The sequence below is a fragment of the Litoreibacter janthinus genome (assembly GCF_900111945.1).
Taxonomy (GTDB): Bacteria; Pseudomonadota; Alphaproteobacteria; order Rhodobacterales; family Rhodobacteraceae; genus Litoreibacter; species Litoreibacter janthinus.
The window spans coordinates 1,727,222-1,750,060 of sequence record NZ_FOYO01000001.1 but is presented as its reverse complement, the minus strand read 5'-3'; the positions used below and the strand labels follow the sequence as shown (position 1 = coordinate 1,750,060).

The window sequence follows — 22,839 nt, the reverse complement described above, 5'->3', positions numbered from 1 at the left end:
CGCATCACGCGGCCCGCCCTTTGGGGAGGACTTCTATGACTTGGACCACGTTGCAAAAGGCGATGGCCGATCAGGGGTATATTGCCTCGGGCGATCTGGCGATGGCGCTGCACTTGTCGCTGTCACTCGGGCGGCCGCTGTTGCTTGAGGGTGCGGCTGGTGTCGGCAAGACCGAAGTGGCGCGGGTGCTGGCAGCTGTCGAGGACACCCAATTGATCCGTCTGCAATGCTACGAGGGTCTGGATGCCGCCCAGGCAATCTACGAGTGGAATTACCAACGCCAGCTGCTAGCGATCCGCGCGGCCTCCGAGGATGGCGAGACCGGCGCGAGCGTCGAGGCCCGCATTTTCTCGGACGAGTTCCTGTTGGAGCGGCCATTGCTCAAGGCAATCCGGCAAGACAAAGCGCCTGTTTTGCTGATTGACGAGATTGATCGGGCGGATGAAGAGTTCGAGGCCTATTTGCTTGAAATCCTGTCGGAGTTTCAAATCACTATTCCGGAAATGGGCACGATCACCGCGGTCACCCGCCCGATTGTGATCCTGACCGCCAACGGCACCCGCGACCTCAGCGATGCGCTGCGGCGGCGCTGTCTTTACGCTCATGTCCCCTACCCCGATCACGAGACCGAGCTGTCCATTCTGGTCACGCGCTACCCTGACATCAGCGACCGGCTTTGCGCGCAGATCGTCGGGTTCGTGCAGGCGCTTCGCAAACAGGAGCTGGAGAAGAAACCGGGCATTGCCGAAATGCTAGACTTTGCCGCCGCCTTGATGGGGCTTGGTGTGGCGGACCTGACTGACGATCCTGCGACGCTACAGGCCACCCTGACAACCCTGCTGAAAACGCAGATGGACCGCGATGCGATCCCGACGGAAATCGCTCAGCGTCTGGCAGGAAAAGCCGCATGAGCCTCGTGACCAAATTCGCGGCACGTGACCCGGGGCCCGCCGCCCGCATGGCGGGGTTCGTGGCTCATCTGCGCAACAATGGCCTGCGCCTTGGCGTGGGGGAGACAGGCATCGCCTTGGAAGCCCTCATACATATCAACGCTGCAAACCCGCATGACGCGCGCCGCGCCCTTAAATCCGTCTTCACCGGCTGCGCCGAAGAGGCGGCGCAATTTGACGGGTTATTCGACAGTTTCTGGATGAATGGCGGGCGGGTTAAAACCCGCGTGACGCCGACGATCAAGCCAAACAAAAATGAAAACGTCCATTCCTCCCGCGAGGCACGTGCGGATGGCGAAGCCAGCGACGGCGCAGGCGATATAAGCGCCCCGGACGGCGCAGAGGGCGAAGCGCAAAGCGATGGTGAGGGCAAACTGGTCGCCACCGACGTGGCCAATCTGTTCAAAAAGGACCTGCGCGACATCGTGCGGCCTGAAGATATCGAGGCGGCGGAGAAAATTGCCCTGCGGCTTGGCGCGGCCCTGCGGGATCGTAGATCGCGCCGCCGCAAAGCCGCCCGCAAAGGAGACCAAATCCATTTTCGCAAAGTCATGCGGCAAAGCTTGGCGACCGGCGGCGAGCCTTTTGCTCTGCCAAAGCGCCACCGACCTGACCGCATGTTGCGGCTGACCGCCATCTGCGATGTATCTGGGTCGATGACCGTCTATTCGCGCATTTTTCTGGCCTTCTTGGCGGGGCTGATGCGGGCGGATTCCAAAGCCGATGCCTACCTCTTCCATACGCGTTTGGTGCGGATCACCGAGGCTTTGCGCGACAAGGATGCGTTGCGCGCATTGGCGCGGTTGTCCTTGTTGGCGGACGGGTTCGCCGGTGGCTCGAAGATCGGGGAGAGCCTGAACAATTTCGCCGGCACCTATGGCCGCCGGTTTGTCGACAACCGCACCGTCGTAATAATCCTCTCGGATGGCTACGACACTGACACACCTGACGGGATTTCGGATGCGTTGATCCGCCTGAAAAAACGGGGCTGCAAGATCATCTGGCTTAACCCGCTTAAAGGCTGGGACGGCTACGCGCCGACCGCACGCGCCATGGCGGAGGCCTTGCCGCATCTTGATTTGTTTCGCGCGGCCAACACGCTGGACGACCTTGCGGCGCTTGAGCAGGAGCTGGCCAAGCTATGACACCCAAACAAATCATGGAACACGGGTTGCAAGAGGGGGAGGATTACTTCGCCGTTGCTACGATCGTCCGCACCGCAGGCACGACGGCGGCCAAGCCGGGCGCAAAAGCCTTGCTGCGCGAAGACGGGACAATCCTAGAGGGCTGGCTCGGCGGCGGATGCGTGAAGGGTGCGATCAAGGAGGCGACGTTGCGGGCCTATGCAACCGGTCAGCCGCAGTTCATCTCTGTTGCGCCGGAGGAAGACCTTGAAGTGAAAGGCGTGAAGGCTGGCGATGATGTGGATGGCGTCCGGTTTGCACGCAATGGTTGCCCGTCAAAAGGCACTATCGACATTTTCATCGAGCCGCATCTGCCCGAACCTGACCTGCTGATCTTCGGACAATCCCCTGTGGCTGCAAAGCTGCTAGAGCTGGCCCCCCAATTCGGCTGGGCGGTTGCTGCGGCGGCGTCTGACGCGCCTTTGCCGTCCCGCCTGCCCGGCCGCGCCCGATATTTGGTGATCGCGACCCAAGGACAAGGCGACCTTGCGGCACTTCAAACCGGGTTGGCTGATACAGCGGATTACGTTGCGTTTGTTGGCAGCACCAAAAAGTTCGCGACCTTGTCGGACAAATTGGCGTCCGCAGGCATAAATGCCGCGCAAATTGCGGCTGTGCACGCGCCTGCCGGCCTCAATATCGGGGCGGTTACACCGGCTGAAATCGCTCTGTCGATCCTTGCGGAACTAACACAAGCAAAGCGCGCGATTTTGGCAAAGGCTGCAACGCGATGAGAGCGTTGAAAAGGCTGCTGCGCGCAATGCGCCGCAAATCTGCGCTCACCCCAGAGCAGGCCGACACGCTTGCGTCCATTAAATTTCCCTGCTGTTGAAAAGGTAAGACCATGGAACTCAAAGACGAAATCATAATCAACGCCCCTAAGGAGCGGGTTTATGCGGCGCTGAACGACCCAGAAATTTTGCGACAGTGCATTCCGGGATGTGAAGAACTGGTCCAGCATTCCGATACGGAGCTGGAGGCCAAGATCGTGCTGAAGGTCGGGCCAGTCAAGGCGCGGTTCAGCGGTGATGTTCAACTCGACAAAAGCGGTGCGCCTGATGCGTTTTCACTGACGGGTCAAGGCAATGGCGGCGCGGCTGGCCATGCCAAAGGCGGCGCGGATGTCACGCTGGTGGCAGATGGCGACAACACGATCCTGACATATGATGCCAAAGCACAAATCGGCGGCAAGCTTGCGCAATTGGGCAGCCGCCTGATCCAGAGCACAGCCAAAAAAATCGCCGCGAAGTTCTTCAAGAATTTTGCCGAGGTGTTGGACGCGGAGCAAGTCGCCTAGCCAATCAACTGTTGAAAGCACTTGGTCGGTATAGCGATCTTAAACCGTAGCACGTGGGGCGCCTGTCGACGCACCTTCGCCCGCCAACGGCTGGCATGCCATGGCGGGGGAAAGCGTCTCGCGTTATTTTGGCGAAATGGTGGCGCCACCTGAGGCAGACGACCTGATCCATGCGGTTCCCCCAGAAGGTTTCCCCTCCAGCGGCCATTGTTTCGCGAAACGCCAGCAGCCCGAACGAACTGCCGCATGTTTCATTGTGTCTTGTGTGCAAAGGGTGTCAGCCCTTCACGCGGTACCGGCGGCAAGATATAGCGGGCAAGCGTTAGCATCTTCGAAACGCTGCGACCGCTGCACGGCGGCGCACGGTTTTCAGACACCTGTTGCTTTCGCATTGAGGCGCGGCCGGGACGCAGTGCCCCAACGTCGCCTTCACAGCTTTTCGAGTTTCGGAGTCCCGAATGGACCCCAGCACAATTTGCCAAGCCGTCGGACGATGTGGATTTGTCACCTGTCTGGTCGGCTTTACGGGAAATCAGATGGGCTGGCTTGATGGTAACAGCTGCGCCTATTGCATCAGCATCATCAACGGCGTGAGCCTTGTTCTGGTGAGCCTGTCTCATGCTTTGGCGATCAATCAAATCACTTGAATTTTGCTAGGGCTGATCGGGATGTATAGCCACTGCGGTGCCGTGGCATCAGCGCACCAATTGAGTTGAGGTTACGCTGCTTTCACTGGACTCAGATGCGGGGCTTTTGTAACACCAAATCTTCCGGTGCAGGGGGATACGTGCCATGTCGAAGTTTGAATACCAAGTTGTGCCAGCGCCGCGGAAGGGCAAATCCGTGCGCAAAGTTCGCGGCACAGAAGCCAAGTTTGCCAACACCATCAGCTCTTTGATGAACGAGATGGCAGCCGAAGGCTGGGAATACCAACGCGCCGAAACCCTGCCCTGTGAAGAGCGTCAGGGGCTGACTGGCAAGACGGTCAAATACCACTCCCTGCTGGTCTTCCGCCGCGCCCTGGCCGAAGACGTCGCCGCAGACGAAGTCGCAGCACCTGCTGTTGTGGCTGCCCCTGTTGTAGCGGCACCTGACCCCAAGCCGGAGCCTGAAGAAGCCGCGCGCGCCGAGCCCGTTCTGAGCCGTGACGCCGCCGCTGGCCCCGCTCCCGAAGGGTTCATGGAGCCGGATGAAGCCGCTGACGACGACAAACGCGGCGTCGCAGCCGAATAGAGCTAAGCGGAAATGTCCAACGCCAACGCGTGGATCCGGCCGATAAGGTCGGGGCCCAAGGCGGCATGCACCGCGCGGTGTCGTTGAATCCGCGACATGTCGGCAAAAGCCTCCGCACGGATCGCCACGTTGAAATGGCTCTCCCCGCCTTCTTGATAGCCGCCATGCCCGCGATGGCTTTCGCTGTCATCCACAACCTCTAGGAAGGTCGGCGCAAAGGCTGTGCGCAGTTTGTCGTCAATCTGTTGAGTTATACCCATATTTTTTCCAAACGGCCCTTCACCTCAGTGCTCAAAACCTTAAAGTGATTGTTCCGAGTCGAAAAGGTTAAGTCATGGCCCGCCCTCCGTTTGATCCGTTTGAATTCGATATCTCTGCAAAGAGCGACAAAGCCCGCCGTGCCAAAGGCCGTCGTGGGATGTCGGGTGCCGTGGAGACATCGCAACGGACCTGCGAAGCGCCGGATTGCCAAGAGGCGGGCAAATACCGCGCGCCCAAATCGCCCGACGTGTTGGACGACTATTACTGGTTCTGCCAGGCGCATGTCCGCGAATACAATCTGAAGTGGAATTTCTTCGAGACCCACACGCAGGAAGAAATGGAGCGGCAGATGTCTTCGGACAAGGTCTGGGAGCGTCCAACCAAACCGATGAAAAAGGGCGAGGAGCAGCGTGCTTGGTCCCGCCTTGGCGTGGACGATCCGATGGCCGTGCTGGGCGAGAACGCCACCCGCAATCCGGGGCGCAATCCAAATGGCGCGGGGCGTAAGCTGCCCGCCACCGAGCGCAAGGCACTCGAAATTCTTGAGGGCACAGTGCACATGAGCAAGCAAGACTTGCGCAAAAAGTACAAGAGCCTGATCAAAGACCTGCACCCCGACATGAACGGCGGCAACCGCGCGGATGAAGAGCAGTTGCAGCAGGTCGTCTGGGCTTGGGACCAGCTTAAAGACAGTCGCAACTTCTCGGGTTAGGGCCCCTCGCGGGCTTTCGCGCCTGCTCTATCGGAACGAAAACTTGCGCCCCTACGATTTCGTCGCAAACGACGATCTGTGGCGGGCCTTCCCCTTGCCCTTCCCCAAGATATGTTGCATCCCGATGGGGTTATTCTGAGGGAACGAAAAAATGGCCGACGGCAGCATGGATTTGAACGCGAAACCCACCGAAGATATCTCGGTTCGGGAAGTTTTTGGCATCGACAGCGACATGAAGGTCAAGGGCTTTGCCGACCGTTCGGACCGCGTCCCAGAAATCGACAGCACCTACAAGTTTGACCGCGACACGACCCTCGCGATTCTTGCTGGCTTCACTCACAATCGTCGGGTGATGATCCAAGGCTATCACGGCACAGGTAAATCCACCCATATCGAGCAAGTCGCGTCGCGCCTGAACTGGCCGTGCGTGCGTGTGAACCTCGACAGCCACATCTCTCGGATCGACCTGATCGGTAAAGACGCCATCAAGCTGAAAGACGGGATGCAGGTCACCGAATTCCAAGAGGGCATCCTACCTTGGGCGCTGCGCAACCCGACCGCCATCGTGTTTGATGAATATGACGCTGGCCGCGCCGACGTGATGTTCGTAATCCAGCGCGTGCTGGAAGTGGACGGCAAACTCACGCTGCTGGACCAGAACAAGGTGATCGAGCCGCACAAGTATTTCCGCATCTTCGCGACCGCAAACACGGTTGGCCTGGGCGACACGACCGGCCTGTATCACGGGACCCAGCAGATCAACCAAGGCCAGATGGACCGTTGGTCACTGGTGGCGACGCTGAACTACCTGTCCCATGACGCAGAAGCCGCGATCGTGCTGGCCAAGAACCCCGTGTACAACACCGAAGCGGGCCGCAAGACCGTCGGTCAAATGGTCACCGTCGCCGACCTGACGCGGACAGCCTTCATGAATGGCGACCTGTCAACACTGATGTCGCCACGGACGGTCATCGCTTGGGCCCAAAACGCGCGTATTTTCAACGATGTCGGCTACGCGTTCCGCCTGTCCTTCCTGAACAAGTGTGACGAGCTGGAGCGCGAAACCGTGGCCGAGTTCTACCAGCGCTGCTTTGACGAAGAGTTGCCAGAAAGCGCTGCGAGTGTGAGCCTTGGCTAAAAACGACAACCCCGCCGATCCATTCAAGAAGGCGCTGGCGGAGGCGACCAAGACGCTTGCCAACGACCCAGATCTGGGCGTCGCCTTCTCGGTCGACCCTCCTGGGATGACCAACGATCAGGTGCGCCTGCCGCAGGTGACGCGGCGGATGACGCGCTCCGAGGTTCTGTTGGCGCGTGGCACAGCCGATGCGTTCGCACTGCGTCGCCGGTTCCACAATGACACCACCGCCAACCGTTATTTGCCGCAGGGCAACATGGCGCGGGAGCTCTATGACGCGATGGAAACCGCGCGCTGCGAAGCCATGGGGGCACGGGTCATGCCCGGCACCGCAGGCAACATTGACGCCAAGATTGACAGCGAAGCCGAACGGAAAGGGTACGCCCAGATCACCGAAGCCGGACAAGCACCGCTTTCGGTCGCTGCGGGCTACCTGATCCGGCATCTTGCCACGGGGCGTGATTTGCCAACGGGCGCTGCGAATGTGATGAACCTGTGGAAGGACTTCATCGAAGGGGCCGCTGGTGGCACGCTGGAGAACCTTCAGGACGTGCTGTCCGATCAGACCAGATTTGCTAAATTTGCACGCCAGATTATCGATGATCTGGGGTATGGCGATCAGCTGGGCGACGATCCTGACGACATCAACGAGGATCAGGAAGACGAGGCCTCCGAGGACCAGCAGGAACAAGATCAAGACGACAACGCGAACCCTGACAAGGAAGACAACTCCGAGGATCAGGACGCCTCTGCCGAGCAATCGCAAGAGCAGCAAGACGACGCGTCGCAAGCAACTGTTCAACTCGACGACATGGCCGACGCCGAAATGGGCGACGAGGCTGAATTGCCCGAGGGCGAGGCCCCGATGGACCCGCCGCCCCCTGCCCCGCATTCCGAAGCGGACCCGAATTACGAGGTCTATTCGGTTGAGCATGACGAAGTGATCCGCGCCGAAGAACTGGCCGAACCTGCCGAGCTGGAACGCCTGCGGGCCTATCTCGACCAACAACTGGAGCCACTGAAGGGTGCCGTGTCGCGACTGGCCAACAAGCTGCAACGCCGCTTGCAGGCGCAGCAGAACCGGTCATGGGAGTTTGATCTTGAGGAAGGCACGCTGGACGCTGGTCGGCTGGCCCGCGTCGTCGCCAACCCGACAACACCGCTCAGCTTCAAGCAGGAAAAGGACATGGAGTTCCGAGACACCTGCGTGACGCTGTTGATCGACAATTCCGGCTCCATGCGGGGCCGTCCGATCTCTATCGCTGCAATTTGCGCGGATGTGCTGGCCCGCACCCTAGAGCGGTGCCAAGTGAAAACCGAAATCCTCGGCTTCACCACCCGCGCTTGGAAAGGCGGGTTGAGCCGCGAAGGTTGGCTGGCCGATGGTCGCCCGCAACAACCGGGCCGCCTGAACGACCTGCGCCACATTATCTATAAGTCTGCCGACGCGCCTTGGAGGCGGTCGCGGGACAATCTGGGCCTGATGATGAAAGAAGGCCTGCTGAAAGAGAACATCGACGGCGAGGCGCTGGAATGGGCGCATAAGCGTATGATCGGCCGCCCAGAGGCGCGTAAAATCCTGATGGTGATCTCGGACGGGGCACCGGTGGACGATTCAACTTTGTCCGTTAACCCCGCGAATTATCTGGAAAAACACCTGCGTGATGTGATCGCGATGGTGGAGAAACGTCGCGCGGTGGAACTGATCGCCGTTGGCATCGGCCATGACGTGACCCGCTACTACGAGCGCGCCGTGACTATTACCGATGTCGAACAACTGGCCGGTGCGATGACGGAGCAGCTTGCCGCTCTGTTTGACAGTGACCCGCGCGCTCGTGCGCGGGTTATGGGCATGAAGCGAGCCAGCTAAGTGGCTGTTCGTTCATATTTTTTAGCGAGTCCGTGCTTATGGATTTAGAGGCCGAGTTTCAGATATTTCTCGACGCGATTTCAGATTGCTTTCCGGCATGTGAGTTCGCGGGTTGGCGCGACCGGATCATCTTGCCGTTTTCGATGATCACCGATCACGGCCCACGCGAGTTCGAGACGGAAGACGAGCTTCGTGCCAATTTCGAACATTACCTGAGTGCCTGCCGAATTCTGCGGATCGATATGATTTACCGCAAACCGCTTGCGCTGGAATCAGGTGAAGACGGCAGGTTTCTCGGCACTTATGAGACCAATTTGCTGAGCAACGGAAAACGCGCCACTGCACCCTATACCTCGTCTGCGTTGCTGGAAATGACGCCGGAGGGGTTCAAGATGCGGTCGATCCTGAACGCTCGGGGCCATCAGGATTGGACCGGCAGCACGGGATAGCCGCAAGGGCTTGCAGCGCCCGTCGATTGATCGCAGATTGCGGCCATGTTCCAAAGCTTCAACGACGCAACGTCGCCCGACCAAGGCCCTCCCCGACTTCAAGCCCTGCGCGATGTGCTTGCAGCTGAAGGCTATGACGGCTTCCTAATTCCACGCGCGGATGCGCATCAGGGGGAATACGTGGCCCCTGCCGATGACCGTTTGGCGTGGCTGACTGGCTTCACCGGCTCGGCTGGATTTTGCGCAGCCCTAAAGGATATCGCGGGCGTGTTCATTGATGGGCGCTACCGCGTGCAGGTGAAGGCGCAAGTGGATACGGCGCATTTCACCCCTGTGCCGTGGCCCGACACCAAGCCCGGCCCGTGGTTAAAGGAGCATCTGCCAGAGACCCACAAAATGGCCTATGACCCTTGGTTGCATACCAGCTCCGAGGTCGAGGCGCTTGAGAAGGCCGGCGTCAATTTGATGGCCACCGACAATCTGGTGAACCGTATCTGGACAGACCGCCCCGCCCCGCCCATGGGCAAGATCATGGTGCACCCGATGGAACTTGCTGGCGAAAGCCACGGCGACAAGCGCGCGCGACTGGCGGACATGTTGCGTGACGCGGGCCATGACGCGGCAGTGCTGACCTTGCCGGACAGCATTGCTTGGCTGCTGAATATTCGTGGCAGTGATATTCCGCGCAATCCGGTCCCGCATTGCTTTGCTGTGCTTCATGCCGATGCAAGCGTTGATCTGTTCGTGGCCGCAGAGAAACTGACCGAGATTGGCGACCATCTTGGCGACGAAATCCGTATCCATGCGCCTGATACCTTCCTTGACGCACTTGCAGCGCTGGAAGGGACGATCCGCGTCGACAAGTCGTCGGCCCCTGTGATCGTCTCGCAAACCGTCACCGCAGAGGTTGCCTTTGACGATGATCCTTGCGTGCTGCCCAAGGCCTGCAAGAACGCGGTCGAGATTGACGGCACACGCACCGCGCATATCCGCGATGCCCATGCGATGGTGAACTTCCTTGCGTGGCTGGATACGCAAGCCCCCGGTTTGACGGAAATCGCCGTGGTGACTGCGCTTGAGGGGTTTCGCGCCCAGACCAACGCGTTGCGCGACATCAGCTTCGAGACGATTGCCGGGGCCGGACCGAACGGCGCGATCGTGCATTATCGCTGCACTAAGACCACCAATCGCGCGGTGCAGGATGGCGAACTGCTTCTGGTGGATAGCGGTGGGCAATATGTGGACGGCACCACAGACATCACCCGCACGGTCGTGATGGGAACACCCACACGCGAACAGCAGGAATGCTACACCCTTGTTTTGCAAGGGATGATTGCACTGTCCATGGCACGGTTTCCGCGCGGGGTTGCGGGGCGAGACATTGACGCTTTGGCGCGCGCGCCATTGTGGCGTCACGGGCTGGACTACGATCACGGCACGGGTCATGGCGTCGGCGCATATTTGTGTGTGCATGAAGGGCCTGCCCGCATCAGCCGTATCTCTGAAGTGCCGCTGAAACCGGGAATGATTTTGTCGAACGAGCCGGGATATTACCGCGAAGGGGCGTTTGGTATCCGCATCGAAAACCTGATCGTGGTGCAGGACGCGCCCGAACTGGGGGATAAACGGGATCAGCTGAGCTTCGAGACCCTTACATGGGTCCCACTGGACCGTCGCCTGATTGCCGTCGACATGATCTCACCAGTGGAACGCAATTGGATCGACGCCTATCACGCGAAAATCGCCCAAATTCTAGACGTTCAAGGCAGTGCCAAGGACTGGCTAATGGCTGCGACACTGCCGCTTTAAGTCATCGCTTCCCAAAGCGACATGAAAATGTAATGTTCCGCGCTCAGCATAGAACTGATCGCAACCAAAGGGGCGTGTTACCATGGCCGACACTATCAAACTGCGCAATGCACCCGGCAGCTATTCGATCCGCGCAGCGGGCGCCGTTCTGGGGGAAAGCAGCAACGTCATCGAGTTGAGCGAAGGCAACTTGGCTCCGGTTCTGTATGTGCCACGCGAAGATCTGGCGATGGCGTTCTTTGATAAGAATGACACCACCAGCCACTGCCCGCATAAGGGCGACGCGTCTTACTACACGCTTGAAGCCAAAAGTGGCCCGATCAAGGACGCGGCATGGTCTTACGAGACGCCGAATGAAGGGCTGGAGCGCATCGCGGGCCATTTGGCCTTCTACGCAGACAAAGTGACCGTCGAAGAAGTCTGACTTGGGTCAGGAATGCTCCTCTGCCGCGGTTGCGGCCAGAGCGCGGTTATATTCCTTTAACGCATCCACCTGAAAGAGCGCGCCCAGAATATCAGGAGGCTCGCCTTCAGCGCCCATAGTGACCACAGGGATAAACACGTCATTGTTGATCTCGAAGATGGGCATCGCATCTTCCAGCGTGGCATTCGGGGCAATGTGGATGCCCTTTTCGATTAGCTTCCAGATATCTTCCTCTGTCGCGGCCCACGGGTGATCCCCGTCGCGCATGACGTTGCGCACGCGAAACATCGACAGCAGATACGCCTGTGGCCCCGCCGCCAGATGCACGCCGCGCCGTTCCAGCTGCGTCAGGAAGAACGACCGATCCACCAAGCGGCTGGCGAGCGCTGTGGAGAGCGACACGGCAACCATCACGGCAAGGCCGGTTTGCCAGTCACCTGTCAGCTCGAACACAATAAGCGTTGTGGAAATCGGGGCACCCAGCACAGCAGCAGCGACCGCTCCCATTCCCGCCAGCGCGTAAAGCGTCTCGGAACCGGAGACATTGGGGAACACGCTGGTGGCAATGCCGCCGAAGGCCAAGCCTGTCAGCGCGCCCACCATCAACGACGGTGAAAACACCCCGCCGCCCATCCGGCCCGCCATGGTTATGGCCACAGCTGCCACCTTGAGGATCGCGAAGATAATTGCCTCGTGCAGCAGCAATTCCCCGGTGAGTGCGGCAGAGGTCGTGCCATATCCGACCCCGATGATGTGCGGGAACCACACAGCTATGCCCCCCAACAACGCCCCTGCGCAGGCTGGGCGCAACCAGCGCGGCATACCAGTGCGCTTTTGGATATGATTGCCGACGTCATCCGCCCAGAAGATCGCGCGCATCAAGGCCACTGCGATAAGCCCGCTGACGAGCCCCAACAGCAGGAAGGCCGGAAGTTCGACATAGAAATCGAGCGTGTTGTTGGCTGGCAGAACGAACTCGGTCACGTCCCCGAACGCCAAGCGGTTGATCACGGTGCCAGCAACGGAGGCGATCACGATCGGCGCAAAGGCGTGGACAGCGAAGTGGCGTAGAACAACTTCCAACGCGAATAGCGCACCGGCGATGGGTGCATTGAACGATGCCGAAACTGCGGCGGCGACCGCACATCCAAGCAGATCTCGGCCCGTGATGCTGTCCGCTTTGATCACCCCGCACACCCAGCTGGATATAACTGCTGCAAGGTGGACCACCGGCCCCTCTCGACCTGACGATCCGCCTGTTCCCAGCGTGATGATCGACGCCGCAGCCGAAGCTAGCCCTGCGCGTTTTTCCACCCTGCCCCCGCTTAACGCGGACCCTTCGATCACATCGGCGACCGAGCGCACGCGCCCGTCATCGGTGAACATGTGCAGGATCCAGCCCGTCAGCAAACCGCCTGCAATCGGGATCAGCACGATCCAATACCAGTCGAGGTCGGTGACAAATTCCTGCAACGCGCGGACATCTTTGGCATCGTAGGCCACGCCTTGAATGGCGGCGATGCCCTTACGGAACAACAACGCGGCCAAACCGGCAGCAATCCCGATGAGCAATGCGATGAACCAGAATTGAAGCTGCGACGGCCCACGCCTACGCATGATCCGCAACCCGTTTGCCAAGGCGCTGAGCCCGTCGTCGAGTTGCTCGCGGAGAAATCCGCGGTCTGTGTCGTCTTCTGGTGGTTGCTCGGCCATATTTCCCCGGCGCCTCGCCCTTCTTAGTAAAGTCTTAGGTCAAAGGCCAAAGGGGGTCTAGAGCGCTAGACTTTCAGCAATGACCGCGCGGCGTCCTTGGCTGCGTCCGTAACGGTGTCACCCGACACCATTCGCGCGATCTCATCGATACGCGCAGCTTCATCCAGCGGGATCACGGTCGAGAACGTCTGCTCATCGCGCACCTGCTTCTCCACCCGCCAGTGATGGCCTCCCAAAGCAGCGACTTGCGGCGAATGGGTTACGACCAACACCTGCGCACCATCAGCAAGGGATTTGAGCCTGCGCCCAACAGCATCGGCGGTAGCCCCGCCGACACCCCTGTCGATTTCGTCAAAGATCATCGTCACACCCTCAGCCGTGCCGGACAGACACACCTTGAGTGCCAGCAGAAAGCGCGAAAGCTCCCCGCCGGATGCGATTTTGTTCAAGGGCCCTGAGGGCGCACCGGGGTTGGTGGCGACGGTGAAAGACACATCGTCCTGCCCTTCGGGGCCGGCCGGTTCGGGGGTAACGTCGGTTTTGAACACCGCACGTTCCATTTTCAGTGGGGCGAGCTCGGCGCTCATGGCTTTGTCGAGCTTAGTCGCCGCTGCTTGGCGGGCCTTTGTCACGCGGTCGGCCTCTTCTTGGTAGGACGCAGTCGCGTCGGCGAGCGCCTTGCGCAGGTCGGCTAATTCCACCTCGCCGCCATCCAGCGCAGCGAGACGAAAGCGCAGCCCTTCGGCGAAACTTGCCAGATCATCAGCCAATACTTCATGCTTTCGCGCCAAACCGCGTAGCGCAAAGAGCTGTTCTTCGACCTGCTCCAGTTCCATCGGGTCGAATTGCAGGCGTTCTAGCATCGTCTCGACCCCTTGCTGGGCAACGCTCAGCTCGTTCACCGAGCGCTCTAGCGCTGAAACGGCCTCGTCCAACTGCCCCTCGGCCTGATCCGCAACCCCTTCGAGCCAACGGGACGCATCATTTACCAAGCCTTCGGCGCCGTTCAAGCCAAGGGCCTGCAAGGCCCGAGCAATATCGTCGCGAATGCGCTCGCCTGCCTGCATCTGGCGGCGTTTGACGTCAAGGTCTGCCTCTTGGCCGGGCTGTGGGTCTAAGGCGTCCAACTCTGCTACGGCATGGCGCAGGAATTCTTCCTCGGCGCGGATTTCGTCCAAGGCTTTCTGGGCGCGCTTCAATTCCCGCTTCGCGGCGGTCAGTGCCTGCCAGCGGCTGGCGAGGTTTGACAAATCCAGCCCGGCGAAACTGTCGAGCATGTCGCGGTGGGCTTTGGGATTGAGGATACCGCGGTCATCGTGCTGGCCGTGCAATTCAACCAGCGTTTCAGACAAGGCGCGCAGCAGTTCGCCGGAGGTGCGGCGGTCGTTGATATAGGCCTGCTTGCGACCGTCTGGATAGTTGGTGCGGCGCAGGATCAACTCGCCCTCATGCTCAAATCCGGCGTCTTCCAGCACTGCCCAAGCGGCGTGACCTGCGGGGAGATCGAACTGAGCGATCACTTCGCCCTTCTCTGCTCCGGTGCGGACCAGTTCGGCCCGCCCACGCCAGCCAAGAACAAAACCCAGCGAATCCAATAGGATAGATTTACCGGCCCCTGTTTCTCCGGTTAGCACATTGAGGCCGGGCTGAAACTCCAGTTCCAACCGGTCAATGATAAGCATGTCCCGAATATCAAGCGTGCGCAGCATGAGATACCACCCGTGGCACGGGGCCTACCCCGTGGCCCGTTATAGCCACTGGCCTCGGACGACCTGACGATAGATGTCCTGCAACCAGCCCTTGCCTGCAGCTTCCGGTTCCAGCCCACGCCCTTTGAGAAGGTTGTAGCTGTCCTGATAGAAGCCTGTGGACTGGAAGTTGTAGCCCAAGATGGCGCCAGCAGTCTGAGCTTCGTCGGTCAGGCCCAGCGACAGGTAGGATTCGACCAGACGGTGCAGGGCTTCGGCAGTGTGGGTGGTGGTCTGAAATTCTTCGACAACCACACGGAAGCGATTGATCGCCGCAGAATAGTGTCCACGCTTCAGGTAGTAGCGCCCGATCTCCATCTCTTTGGAGGCCAGATGGTCAAAGGCGAGATCGAACTTCAGGACAGATGACTTGGCGTACACGCTGTCTGGATACCGCTCGATCACCGTACGCAGGGCTTGAAGCGCCTGGAAGGTCAAACCTTGGTCGCGACCGACTTGGTCAATCTGGTCATAGTAGCTGATTGCCAGCAGGTACTGCGCATAGGGCGCATCTTCATCTGCCGGATAGAAGTCGATGAACCGTTGTGCACTGGCGCGGGAGTTTTCGTAGTCACGGTCGGCGTGATACGAGAACGCTTGCATGATCAGCGCGCGCTTGGCCCATTCGGAATACGGGTAGAGACGCTCAACTTCGCTGAAAAGGCGAACAGCTTCGTCAATGTCGTTGCTTTCCAGTTGGAATTCGGCGCGTTTGTAGATTTCTTCCGGCCCGAAGGTTTCAAGCGGTGCTTCGGCTTTGGAGCCCCAAAAATTAGCAAAGAACCCGTCCCCGTTGCGATTACCGCATGCTGACACACTTGCTACCAACGCGAACGCTGTGACTGTTCTTAGGATAAACCTGCTGCGCCCTGTCATTGACCGCCAACCTCATTGCTTGGCCGCCCCGGTGTCCGGTTCACGGCCTCTTTGGGCTGGTCTAACACATCTCTTTGCAGGGCAAAACGCCTTTATGTTGGTTAGGCGACCAGTGCCAAATCAGCTTTGCGTACACCCACGCCGGGCAAACGCGCTGCTTGCTCGGGCGAGCAAGGCACAAAACGGTAAGAAGACGGGTTAGCGAACAGCTTGCGCAGCAGCTTGTTGGTCATCGCATGACCAGCCTTGATGCCAGTGTAGCGGCCCAAGATCGGCGCGCCTGCCAAAGCCAAATCGCCCAAAGCGTCCAGCATTTTATGGCGCACAGCCTCATCCGCGTGGCGCAACCCACCGGGGCTGAGCACATCATCGCCATCAACGACGACCGCGTTTTCGTAGGTCCCGCCAAGCGCGAGGCCATTTTCGTGCATCATGTCGATGTCGGCCTTACGACAGAATGTGCGGCTGTCGGACAGCTCGCGCACGAACGTGCCATTGCGCATATCAAGCGCCATGTGCTGGCGACCGATCGCCGCGTCTGGGAACTCGATGTGGAAATCGATTTCAAGACCGCCCGCAGGCGTCAGCATTGCCATCGCGCCATTGTCTTCGACCATAACGGGGGACAGGACTTCGATTGCATAAAGACGCGCGGCTTGCTTGCGTGCTCCGGTTTCAACGATGGCGCGCACAAAATCAGCAGAGCAGCCATCCATGATTGGGACTTCCGGCCCATCAAGCTCGATCAGAGCATTGTGGATCCCGCAGCCTGCGAGGGCCGCCATGATGTGTTCTACAGTCGAGACACCAACACCGTCCTCGTTGGACAGTTCGCTGCACAAAGGCTTCGCGCCAACTGCGGAATAGATCGCGCGGATCATGTTGTCCGCATCGGTGACGTCGGTGCGCTTGAACCAGATGCCAAAGCGCGCCGCTGCAGGATGCACATCCATGCGAACCGGCTTGCCGGAATGAAGGCCTACGCCCTCAAAGCTGATCGTCTGTGTCAAAGTGGCTTGCACGCAAGGCCTCCGATAAAGCCGCTCGTGGGCTTCGTTATATCTATTTGTCTCTTTGGGCGGAGTAGGCCCGTCTGGATTGACTGTAAAATATGGGGGGAAGGGCCGTGTCACAACTCACTCTTTATGACCGTTTGCAACATAACTGTCATATTTCGCCGCAGCGCAGCAAGTTGTTTGAAAACAAAGGATAAAAACGAAAGAGGCCGGGCTAAACCCGGCCTCGTGACGTTGCGTTACAACGCTTTTGTTAGTTGGCTTGGCGGCGCAGGAAGGCCGGAATTTCGATCTTTTCCTGCTCTGGATCAGCCTGCGCGCGCTGCGGCTGCGGTGCAGGTGCGTGCGACACTTGAGGCTGATGGCGTTGTGGGGCCGAGTGTGACTCGCCTTCTGCGGCACCCGTCATGCGACCGATCAGGGAGTTGATCCCGAAGCGCGGCTTCTCGGCGTGAACTTCAGCTGGCTGAGGCTCGTGATGCGTGTGCTGTTGATCTTGGCCCGGAGTGCGGCTCACGGCTGCACGCAGACGCTCCATTGCTTCCGGCGTCGGAGTGCCAGCTTGACGTGACTGGAACACAGGCTGCACGGGTTCTGCTTCGGCGGCGGGCTGGAAGGCCGGCTGCGGCGCAGGGGTATAGACTGGTGCTGGAAGGCCGTCTTCTGCGACGTCTTCTTTCGGCTGCTCGATCCCTTCAAAAAGCGAAGGCTCGGACGCTGCGGTTTGCTGGTAAGCCGGAGCAGCAGGTGCTTGTGCAACTTCAGCTTCCGGCATTGGCTGCGGAGCAGGCTCTGCGCGGTCCAAGGTCAGCGGCGCGGCCAAGGAACGACGCGCGACCGGGTGCGACAGCAGTTCTTCGGACGCTTCGATACCGGTTGCCACAACCGAGACGCGCATTTTGCCGTCCATTGTGGTGTCCAGCGTGGAACCGACGATGATGTTCGCCTCTGGATCCACTTCCTCGCGGATGCGGTTGGCGGCTTCGTCGAGTTCGAACAGGGTCAGGTCGTGACCACCGGTGATGTTGATCAGCACGCCTTTGGCACCGCGAAGCGAAATTTCGTCCAGCAGCGGGTTGGCGATGGCTTTTTCGGCGGCTTGAACGGCGCGATCTTCGCCCTCTGCCTCGCCTGTGCCCATCATGGCTTTGCCCATCTCGTCCATCACAGCGCGAACGTCTGCAAAGTCGAGGTTGATCAGGCCAGGGCGCACCATCAGATCGGTGACGCCTTTGACACCTTGATACAGCACGTCATCGGCCATGGAGAATGCCTCGGTGAAGGTCGTTTTCTCGTTGGCCAGACGGAACAGGTTCTGGTTTGGAATGATGATCAGCGTGTCGACAACTTTCTGAAGGGCTTCAACGCCTTCTTCAGCTTGCTTCATGCGCTTGCCGCCCTCGAACTGGAACGGCTTGGTCACAACACCCACGGTCAGAACGCCAAGCTCACGGGCAGCTTGTGCGATGATCGGCGCGGCGCCTGTCCCCGTGCCACCGCCCATACCGGCGGTGATGAAGCACATGTGGGCGCCGGCAAGGTGGTCTACGATTTCTTCGATGGTCTCTTCGGCGGCGGCGGCACCGACCGATGGACGCGCACCCGCGCCCAGACCTTCGGTGACTTTGACACCCATCTGGATCTTCGCGGGGGCCTTGCCCTGCTGAAGCGCCTGCGCGTCAGTGTTGGCGACCACGAACTCGACACCATCAAGCTCTTTCTCGATCATGTTGTTCACGGCGTTCCCGCCTGCACCACCCACACCGAAGACGGTGATGCGTGGTTTGAGATCTGCTTGTTCTGGCATCCGAAGATTAAGTGTCATGTGCTGGTCCGCCCGTAAGAATAAGGTGTGTGTACTTTTCACGAATGAGCCATGCGGCCCTTATGATTATGCCCCGTTTCGGCAAATCCTATCGAAGGAGTTATCGGAGGTCACGCGAAAAAGGCATTTTTGCCACAAAATATGGCCAGAATCTGTCAGATATCGGCAGCATTTCGCTTAAACGCCGATATCTGGCGTAAACTCCGACCACAGACACAAGACAAAGGGAGAACACTCCGCGCGCAGCGAAGTTGCGCATGGAATCGGTTGTTATATTCGGGGGCCACTGCTCGGCCTGATTATGCCTCTTGCGGGCAATACGAAGATAATAGCCTAGCTCAAGAGGCCTGTCACCCCTGCGCGTCGCCAGATTTCAGGTCTTTTAAGGACCGCAGGAAGAGCCCGATCCCCCCGACCAGCAGCACAAGGATAACGAGCAGATCAAAGGCGCTCATCGACACCATTTGAAGGTTGATATTGGCGATGACACCGAACACCAACCCGATCAAAGATGCCGCCGCCAAGCCCCAGCCGATATAATTGCGCGCATTGTAGAAGATCAGCCCGACGCCGAACATGAACGGCACCAAGATCATTCCGGAGGTGACGGGCAGCCCGCCCACTCGGAAGGCCACCAGGCCCAGTCCGAACCGCGGGCGCACGATAATACCATTGAGCAGCATATAGCCCCCCGCACAGATCATCACGAACCCGAGCAAAAAGCTGCCCGTGCCGCCATCTGTTCCGCCTGCCCCACGTTGCGCCATAATCGTTCTCCTTACGTCTCGCCTGCCGCGAGTTTGTGCAAAACAACCATCGCGTCCTTGGCCCGATCCTCGGGGACGAACAGATGGTCGTGGTAGAAACCTGCCACGGGGTTCACACCCATCCCTTCAGCGGCGAGCACTGTGGCGATGCGGGCCATGAAGCCTACTGCCTCCAGCGAAGAATGAATGTCGAGCGTGATCATCCGTGACGGAAACTCGAAGGACAGCCCGTGGGCCTGAGCCTCCTCGCGTAGCAGGATCAGAGTTGTCCCCTCTGCCTCTTGGAACACCATGCGCGGCGCAAGACCGTCTGGGACAGATGCCACAGTGGCGAAAACATAGACGCCATCGATCAAGCTGGGCTTGAGGGAGCGGATGAGCGCGCCGAGATTGGTTTCGCCTGCCATCTACCAGTTATCTTTGAACCACTTTACCGCACGTTTCAGCGACCGCGCCGGATAGCCCTCGACAGGAATATCGAAGTCCCACCATTCGTCTTGTGGATGTGCCGCGAAGAGACAGGTACCCACGGCGGAGGCAAAACCCGGCCCCGTGACGGATTGCGGTAAGCCTTGCACACGAAGCGGGCGACCAAGGCGAACTTGCTGGCCAAGGATGCGCGAGGCCAGACCATCGAGCCCCGGAAGCTGGGACGCGCCGCCGGTCAGCACGATACGCTGGCTTGGCAGATGCTCGAAGCCAGCGGCGTCGAGGCGGACACGGACCTCTTCCAGAATTTCTTCCATGCGCGGACGCATGACACCAATCACCTCGGCACGGCTCACCGTGCGGCGGTCATGTTCCCAATCGCCCGTGTCCGAGCTGAGATCAATCATATCGCGGTCGTCCATGCCCGTCGCCTGAACCCCGCCGTAGAAGGTTTTGATCCGCTCCGCCGTTGGCATTGGAACCTGCAAGCCTTGAGAGATGTCGGAGGTGACGTGATCGCCGCCCATCCGAACTGTGTCGGCGTAGATCATGTGTTTCTTGATGAAGATCGAGATGCCGGTCGAGCCACCGCCAAGGTCGATACAGGCGGCCCCAAGCTCTTGCTCATCCTCTACCAGCGACGAAATACCAGCCGCGTAGCTGGACGACGCGATGCCGGCCAGCTCCAGATCGCAACGCTTGATACAGTAGAGCAGGTTTTCGATGGGGGCGCGATCAACGGACAGCATATGCATATCAACGGACAAGGCGTTGCCTGCCTGACCACGGGGATCGCCAAGACCAGAGCGGTGGTCCACGGCAAAGTTCACTGGTTGCGCATGCAGGATTTCGCGGTTTTCGCCATAATCCGGGATATCGCAGGAAGACAGAACGCGGGCGATGCAATTGTCAGTCACTGCGCCGTCATGCAGATCGACGCTGCCCGCAAGCCCGTAGGAGCGCGGCTTCGCACCCGCGAAACATGCGATCACATGATCAACACGCACACCTGCCATCTTTTGAGCCGCCTGAACTGCGGTGCGAATGGCGCGTTCGGTTTCGTGCATGGCGTCGATCTCGCCAAAGCGCACACCGCGCGAGCGGGTTGTGGCCGCCCCGATGACACGGAACGATGACTGACCGGCCATAGAGCCGATGCCGTCGCTGTCGCGGAAACTGTCAGGACCGTCGAAACGCAGAACCAGACATGCAATTTTTGAAGACCCCACATCCAGCACCGCAATCACCCCCCGCTGCATGGCAGCTTGGCGTTTGTTTCTCATGGCGCGTTGAGATTGGTACAAATCAGTCATGGGACGCTCGTCTCTCGTTCTAGTTGTTTTTCACTTTGATGCCCTGCATTTCGCGCATGGAGGCCAGCGCGTCAGAGGTCATCCGAAGTGTGGGACGGTCAGGGTTGCGGATATCGATATGGGTGACGTCTCGCTTCAGCAGCTCTTGCGCCTCGTTGAGCGCCAAAACGCGATCGAGTGCAGAGATGGGCTGGCGAGGTGGCAGCATGATGCGTTGGGCGCGGTCCAGAACCAGATCCCAGCGACGCTCTGATACGCGCGCGATGCCGATCACGCGGTCGCGAATTGGGGCGGCTCGCTCCAGCAAGGCCAGCGCTTCGGGGACGTCGGCATTTGCGCCCTCCCCGGCAATGAGGGGCAGATCAGGACGGGCCGCACGGCTTGCCAAAGCCGAGACACGGTGCCCGCCGACATCCAGAAGCTCCAACCCATCAGGCCCGCGCCAGACCACAGCGGGCACACGCTCTTCCACATTAATCTGCAGCAGCCCGCCCGCGCGCACGCGGACATCAACGCGCTTGACCGCATCAAGGCTTTCGACCTGCTTGCGCATCGCCTCCAGATCCAGATCGAAACTGGACAGGGGCAGATCAACAGGCATGACTTCGCGGATGGCGCTGTTCAGCTCGGGTGACGCGCCGTCAATGGCCATCAGTTTGACCATAAATTCAGGACGCTCCTCAACCGAACGGCGGATTTCGTCGAATTTCTCCGACATGACGCGTTGGCGGTCAGAATCCGTCACATAGAGCCCGACCATTGCGACGACCAGAAAGCTAGGCATCCCGACGCGCACGACCTTGCGGAACGCGGGGGTCAGCCACAGCCGTTCCATCCGGTAGGACCAGCGGCTGGGGGCGGGATCGCTACCCGACTGTTTTTTGGAGAACGGGTTCATCGGTCGCATGAGGCGTCTTCCACCATCCATTTGCACAGCTCGGCCATCGACATGCCCGTCTTCTGCGCCTGTTCCGGCGTCAGGGAGGTTGGCGTCATTCCGGGTTGGGTGTTTGTTTCAAGCAGGATCAGGCCAGCTGCACCTTTAGCTTCGTCCCACCGAAAATCCGTGCGGGACACGCCGCGACAGCCTAAAGCATCATGGGCGCGCAGGGCGTAGTCTTTGCACAGGGCTGTGATCTCGTCCGGAATATCCGCGGGCACCACGTGGCGCGAGCCGCCTTCAGCGTATTTCGCTTCGTAATCATACCAGCCGTCCGTCAGGATGTCCGTTACGATCAAGGCGCGATCGCCGATCACGGATGTTGTCAGTTCGCGACCCGGCGCGAAGACTTCGACCATCACAGTCTCTGGCATGTCGTCCGACAGCTTGGGCGGGGCATTGGCCCCCTCGTTCACCAGATAAACTCCTACGGAGGAGCCTTCGTTATAGGGCTTCACCACATATGGCGCGGGGATCACGTGGGAGGCCATGACATCCGCCTTGGACGCCAGCACGCTATAGACCACAGGCAACCCTGCCTCGCGGTAAATCTGCTTGGTGCGTTCTTTGTCCATCGCAGTGGCCGAAGCCAAGACGCCGGAATGGGTGTAGGGGATGCGCATCCATTCAAGCAGGCCCTGAACGCAGCCATCTTCGCCCCAACGACCGTGGAGTGCATTGAAGACCACATCAGGTTGAATTTCCGACAGACGCGCAGCCAGATCCGGACCCGCGTCCAGCTCCGTCACTTCATAGCCCGCCTCACGCAACGCGGTGGCGCAATCGCGCCCAGATGACAACGAAACCTCCCGCTCTGCCGAGGGGCCGCCCATCAGTACCACCACTTTGCGAATTGTCCTGCTCGACATATCCGCCTCAATTGCC

The 22,839-nt window shown here is 59.6% G+C and carries 23 protein-coding genes; 12 read left to right on the top strand and 11 right to left on the bottom strand.

Annotated features, from left to right (window positions below; translation table 11 throughout):
• Nucleotides 1-35 precede the first annotated feature (35 nt).
• From BM352_RS08760 to BM352_RS08735, 6 genes are all read left to right on the top strand, one after another.
• Nucleotides 36-911: an AAA family ATPase gene (locus BM352_RS08760; RefSeq protein WP_090215443.1), complete on the top strand. Its 876-nt coding sequence runs from the start codon at nucleotides 36-38 to the stop codon at nucleotides 909-911.
• Nucleotides 908-2,095 carry a vWA domain-containing protein gene (locus BM352_RS08755; protein ID WP_090215439.1) on the top strand — a complete coding sequence of 396 codons (1,188 nt, stop codon included), beginning with the start codon at nucleotides 908-910 and terminating at the stop codon, nucleotides 2,093-2,095. Before BM352_RS08760 ends, BM352_RS08755 begins: the two co-directional genes overlap by 4 nt.
• The gene (locus tag BM352_RS08750) at nucleotides 2,092-2,868 is read left to right on the top strand and encodes an XdhC family protein (RefSeq protein ID WP_090215435.1); all 777 of its coding nucleotides are present in this window, start codon (nucleotides 2,092-2,094) and stop codon (nucleotides 2,866-2,868) included. The genes BM352_RS08755 and BM352_RS08750 overlap by 4 nt, the downstream gene beginning before the upstream one ends.
• Before the next feature lie 110 nt (nucleotides 2,869-2,978).
• Nucleotides 2,979-3,431, top strand: a complete 453-nt coding sequence (locus tag BM352_RS08745; RefSeq protein ID WP_090215431.1) for an SRPBCC family protein — start codon at nucleotides 2,979-2,981, stop codon at nucleotides 3,429-3,431.
• A 458-nt stretch (nucleotides 3,432-3,889) separates the two neighbouring features.
• Nucleotides 3,890-4,078 (top strand): CBU_0592 family membrane protein, encoded by a 189-nt coding sequence (locus tag BM352_RS08740; RefSeq protein WP_090215428.1) that lies wholly within the window; start codon nucleotides 3,890-3,892, stop codon nucleotides 4,076-4,078.
• A gap of 145 nt (nucleotides 4,079-4,223) precedes the next feature.
• Nucleotides 4,224-4,664, top strand: a complete 441-nt coding sequence (locus tag BM352_RS08735) for a DUF4177 domain-containing protein (protein ID WP_090215424.1) — start codon at nucleotides 4,224-4,226, stop codon at nucleotides 4,662-4,664.
• Nucleotides 4,665-4,666: 2 nt separating this feature from the next.
• Here the strand turns inward: BM352_RS08735 and BM352_RS08730 are convergent, their stop codons facing one another.
• On the bottom strand, nucleotides 4,667-4,924 hold the full coding sequence (locus BM352_RS08730) for a BolA family protein (protein ID WP_090215421.1): 258 nt from the start codon (nucleotides 4,922-4,924) through the stop codon (nucleotides 4,667-4,669).
• 74 nt (nucleotides 4,925-4,998) lie between these two features.
• On the opposite strand from BM352_RS08730, the gene BM352_RS08725 reads away from it, so the two are divergent.
• From BM352_RS08725 to BM352_RS08700, 6 genes are all read left to right on the top strand, one after another.
• The gene (locus BM352_RS08725) at nucleotides 4,999-5,637 is read left to right on the top strand and encodes a J domain-containing protein (protein ID WP_090215418.1); all 639 of its coding nucleotides are present in this window, start codon (nucleotides 4,999-5,001) and stop codon (nucleotides 5,635-5,637) included.
• A 151-nt stretch (nucleotides 5,638-5,788) separates the two neighbouring features.
• On the top strand, nucleotides 5,789-6,775 hold the full coding sequence (cobS, locus tag BM352_RS08720) for a cobaltochelatase subunit CobS (protein ID WP_090215413.1): 987 nt from the start codon (nucleotides 5,789-5,791) through the stop codon (nucleotides 6,773-6,775).
• Complete coding sequence (gene cobT, locus BM352_RS08715; RefSeq protein WP_090215409.1) at nucleotides 6,768-8,645, top strand: cobaltochelatase subunit CobT; 1,878 nt, start codon at nucleotides 6,768-6,770, stop codon at nucleotides 8,643-8,645. The genes cobS and cobT overlap by 8 nt, the downstream gene beginning before the upstream one ends.
• Before the next feature lie 38 nt (nucleotides 8,646-8,683).
• Nucleotides 8,684-9,094: a hypothetical protein gene (locus tag BM352_RS08710; RefSeq protein ID WP_090215405.1), complete on the top strand. Its 411-nt coding sequence runs from the start codon at nucleotides 8,684-8,686 to the stop codon at nucleotides 9,092-9,094.
• A gap of 45 nt (nucleotides 9,095-9,139) precedes the next feature.
• On the top strand, nucleotides 9,140-10,903 hold the full coding sequence (locus BM352_RS08705) for an aminopeptidase P family protein (RefSeq protein WP_090215401.1): 1,764 nt from the start codon (nucleotides 9,140-9,142) through the stop codon (nucleotides 10,901-10,903).
• An 82-nt stretch (nucleotides 10,904-10,985) separates the two neighbouring features.
• A complete protein-coding gene (locus BM352_RS08700) occupies nucleotides 10,986-11,327 on the top strand; it encodes a DUF427 domain-containing protein (protein ID WP_090215398.1) in 342 nt (113 codons plus the stop codon).
• A 6-nt stretch (nucleotides 11,328-11,333) separates the two neighbouring features.
• On the opposite strand, the gene BM352_RS08695 is transcribed toward BM352_RS08700, so the two are convergent.
• From BM352_RS08695 to BM352_RS08650, 10 genes are all read right to left on the bottom strand, one after another.
• Complete coding sequence (locus BM352_RS08695) at nucleotides 11,334-13,040, bottom strand: chloride channel protein (protein WP_425434519.1); 1,707 nt, start codon at nucleotides 13,038-13,040, stop codon at nucleotides 11,334-11,336.
• Nucleotides 13,041-13,105: 65 nt separating this feature from the next.
• Complete coding sequence (recN, locus tag BM352_RS08690; protein ID WP_090215394.1) at nucleotides 13,106-14,749, bottom strand: DNA repair protein RecN; 1,644 nt, start codon at nucleotides 14,747-14,749, stop codon at nucleotides 13,106-13,108.
• A gap of 39 nt (nucleotides 14,750-14,788) precedes the next feature.
• Entirely contained in the window at nucleotides 14,789-15,664 is an 876-nt protein-coding gene (locus BM352_RS08685) for an outer membrane protein assembly factor BamD (RefSeq protein ID WP_090215389.1), read from the bottom strand.
• A gap of 101 nt (nucleotides 15,665-15,765) precedes the next feature.
• On the bottom strand, nucleotides 15,766-16,686 hold the full coding sequence (lpxC, locus tag BM352_RS08680; RefSeq protein ID WP_090215386.1) for a UDP-3-O-acyl-N-acetylglucosamine deacetylase: 921 nt from the start codon (nucleotides 16,684-16,686) through the stop codon (nucleotides 15,766-15,768).
• A gap of 247 nt (nucleotides 16,687-16,933) precedes the next feature.
• A complete protein-coding gene (ftsZ, locus tag BM352_RS08675) occupies nucleotides 16,934-18,505 on the bottom strand; it encodes a cell division protein FtsZ (RefSeq protein WP_090215383.1) in 1,572 nt (523 codons plus the stop codon).
• 350 nt (nucleotides 18,506-18,855) lie between these two features.
• On the bottom strand, nucleotides 18,856-19,272 hold the full coding sequence (locus BM352_RS08670; RefSeq protein ID WP_090215379.1) for a hypothetical protein: 417 nt from the start codon (nucleotides 19,270-19,272) through the stop codon (nucleotides 18,856-18,858).
• An 11-nt stretch (nucleotides 19,273-19,283) separates the two neighbouring features.
• Nucleotides 19,284-19,679 (bottom strand): ACT domain-containing protein, encoded by a 396-nt coding sequence (locus tag BM352_RS08665; protein ID WP_090215373.1) that lies wholly within the window; start codon nucleotides 19,677-19,679, stop codon nucleotides 19,284-19,286.
• Nucleotides 19,680-21,014 carry a cell division protein FtsA gene (ftsA, locus tag BM352_RS08660; protein WP_090215365.1) on the bottom strand — a complete coding sequence of 445 codons (1,335 nt, stop codon included), beginning with the start codon at nucleotides 21,012-21,014 and terminating at the stop codon, nucleotides 19,680-19,682. It lies immediately after the preceding gene.
• Nucleotides 21,015-21,033: 19 nt separating this feature from the next.
• Entirely contained in the window at nucleotides 21,034-21,921 is an 888-nt protein-coding gene (locus BM352_RS08655; protein WP_245780943.1) for a cell division protein FtsQ/DivIB, read from the bottom strand.
• Entirely contained in the window at nucleotides 21,909-22,823 is a 915-nt protein-coding gene (locus tag BM352_RS08650; RefSeq protein ID WP_175500651.1) for a D-alanine--D-alanine ligase, read from the bottom strand. Before BM352_RS08650 ends, BM352_RS08655 begins: the two co-directional genes overlap by 13 nt.
• Between the last annotated feature and the right edge of the window lie 16 nt (nucleotides 22,824-22,839).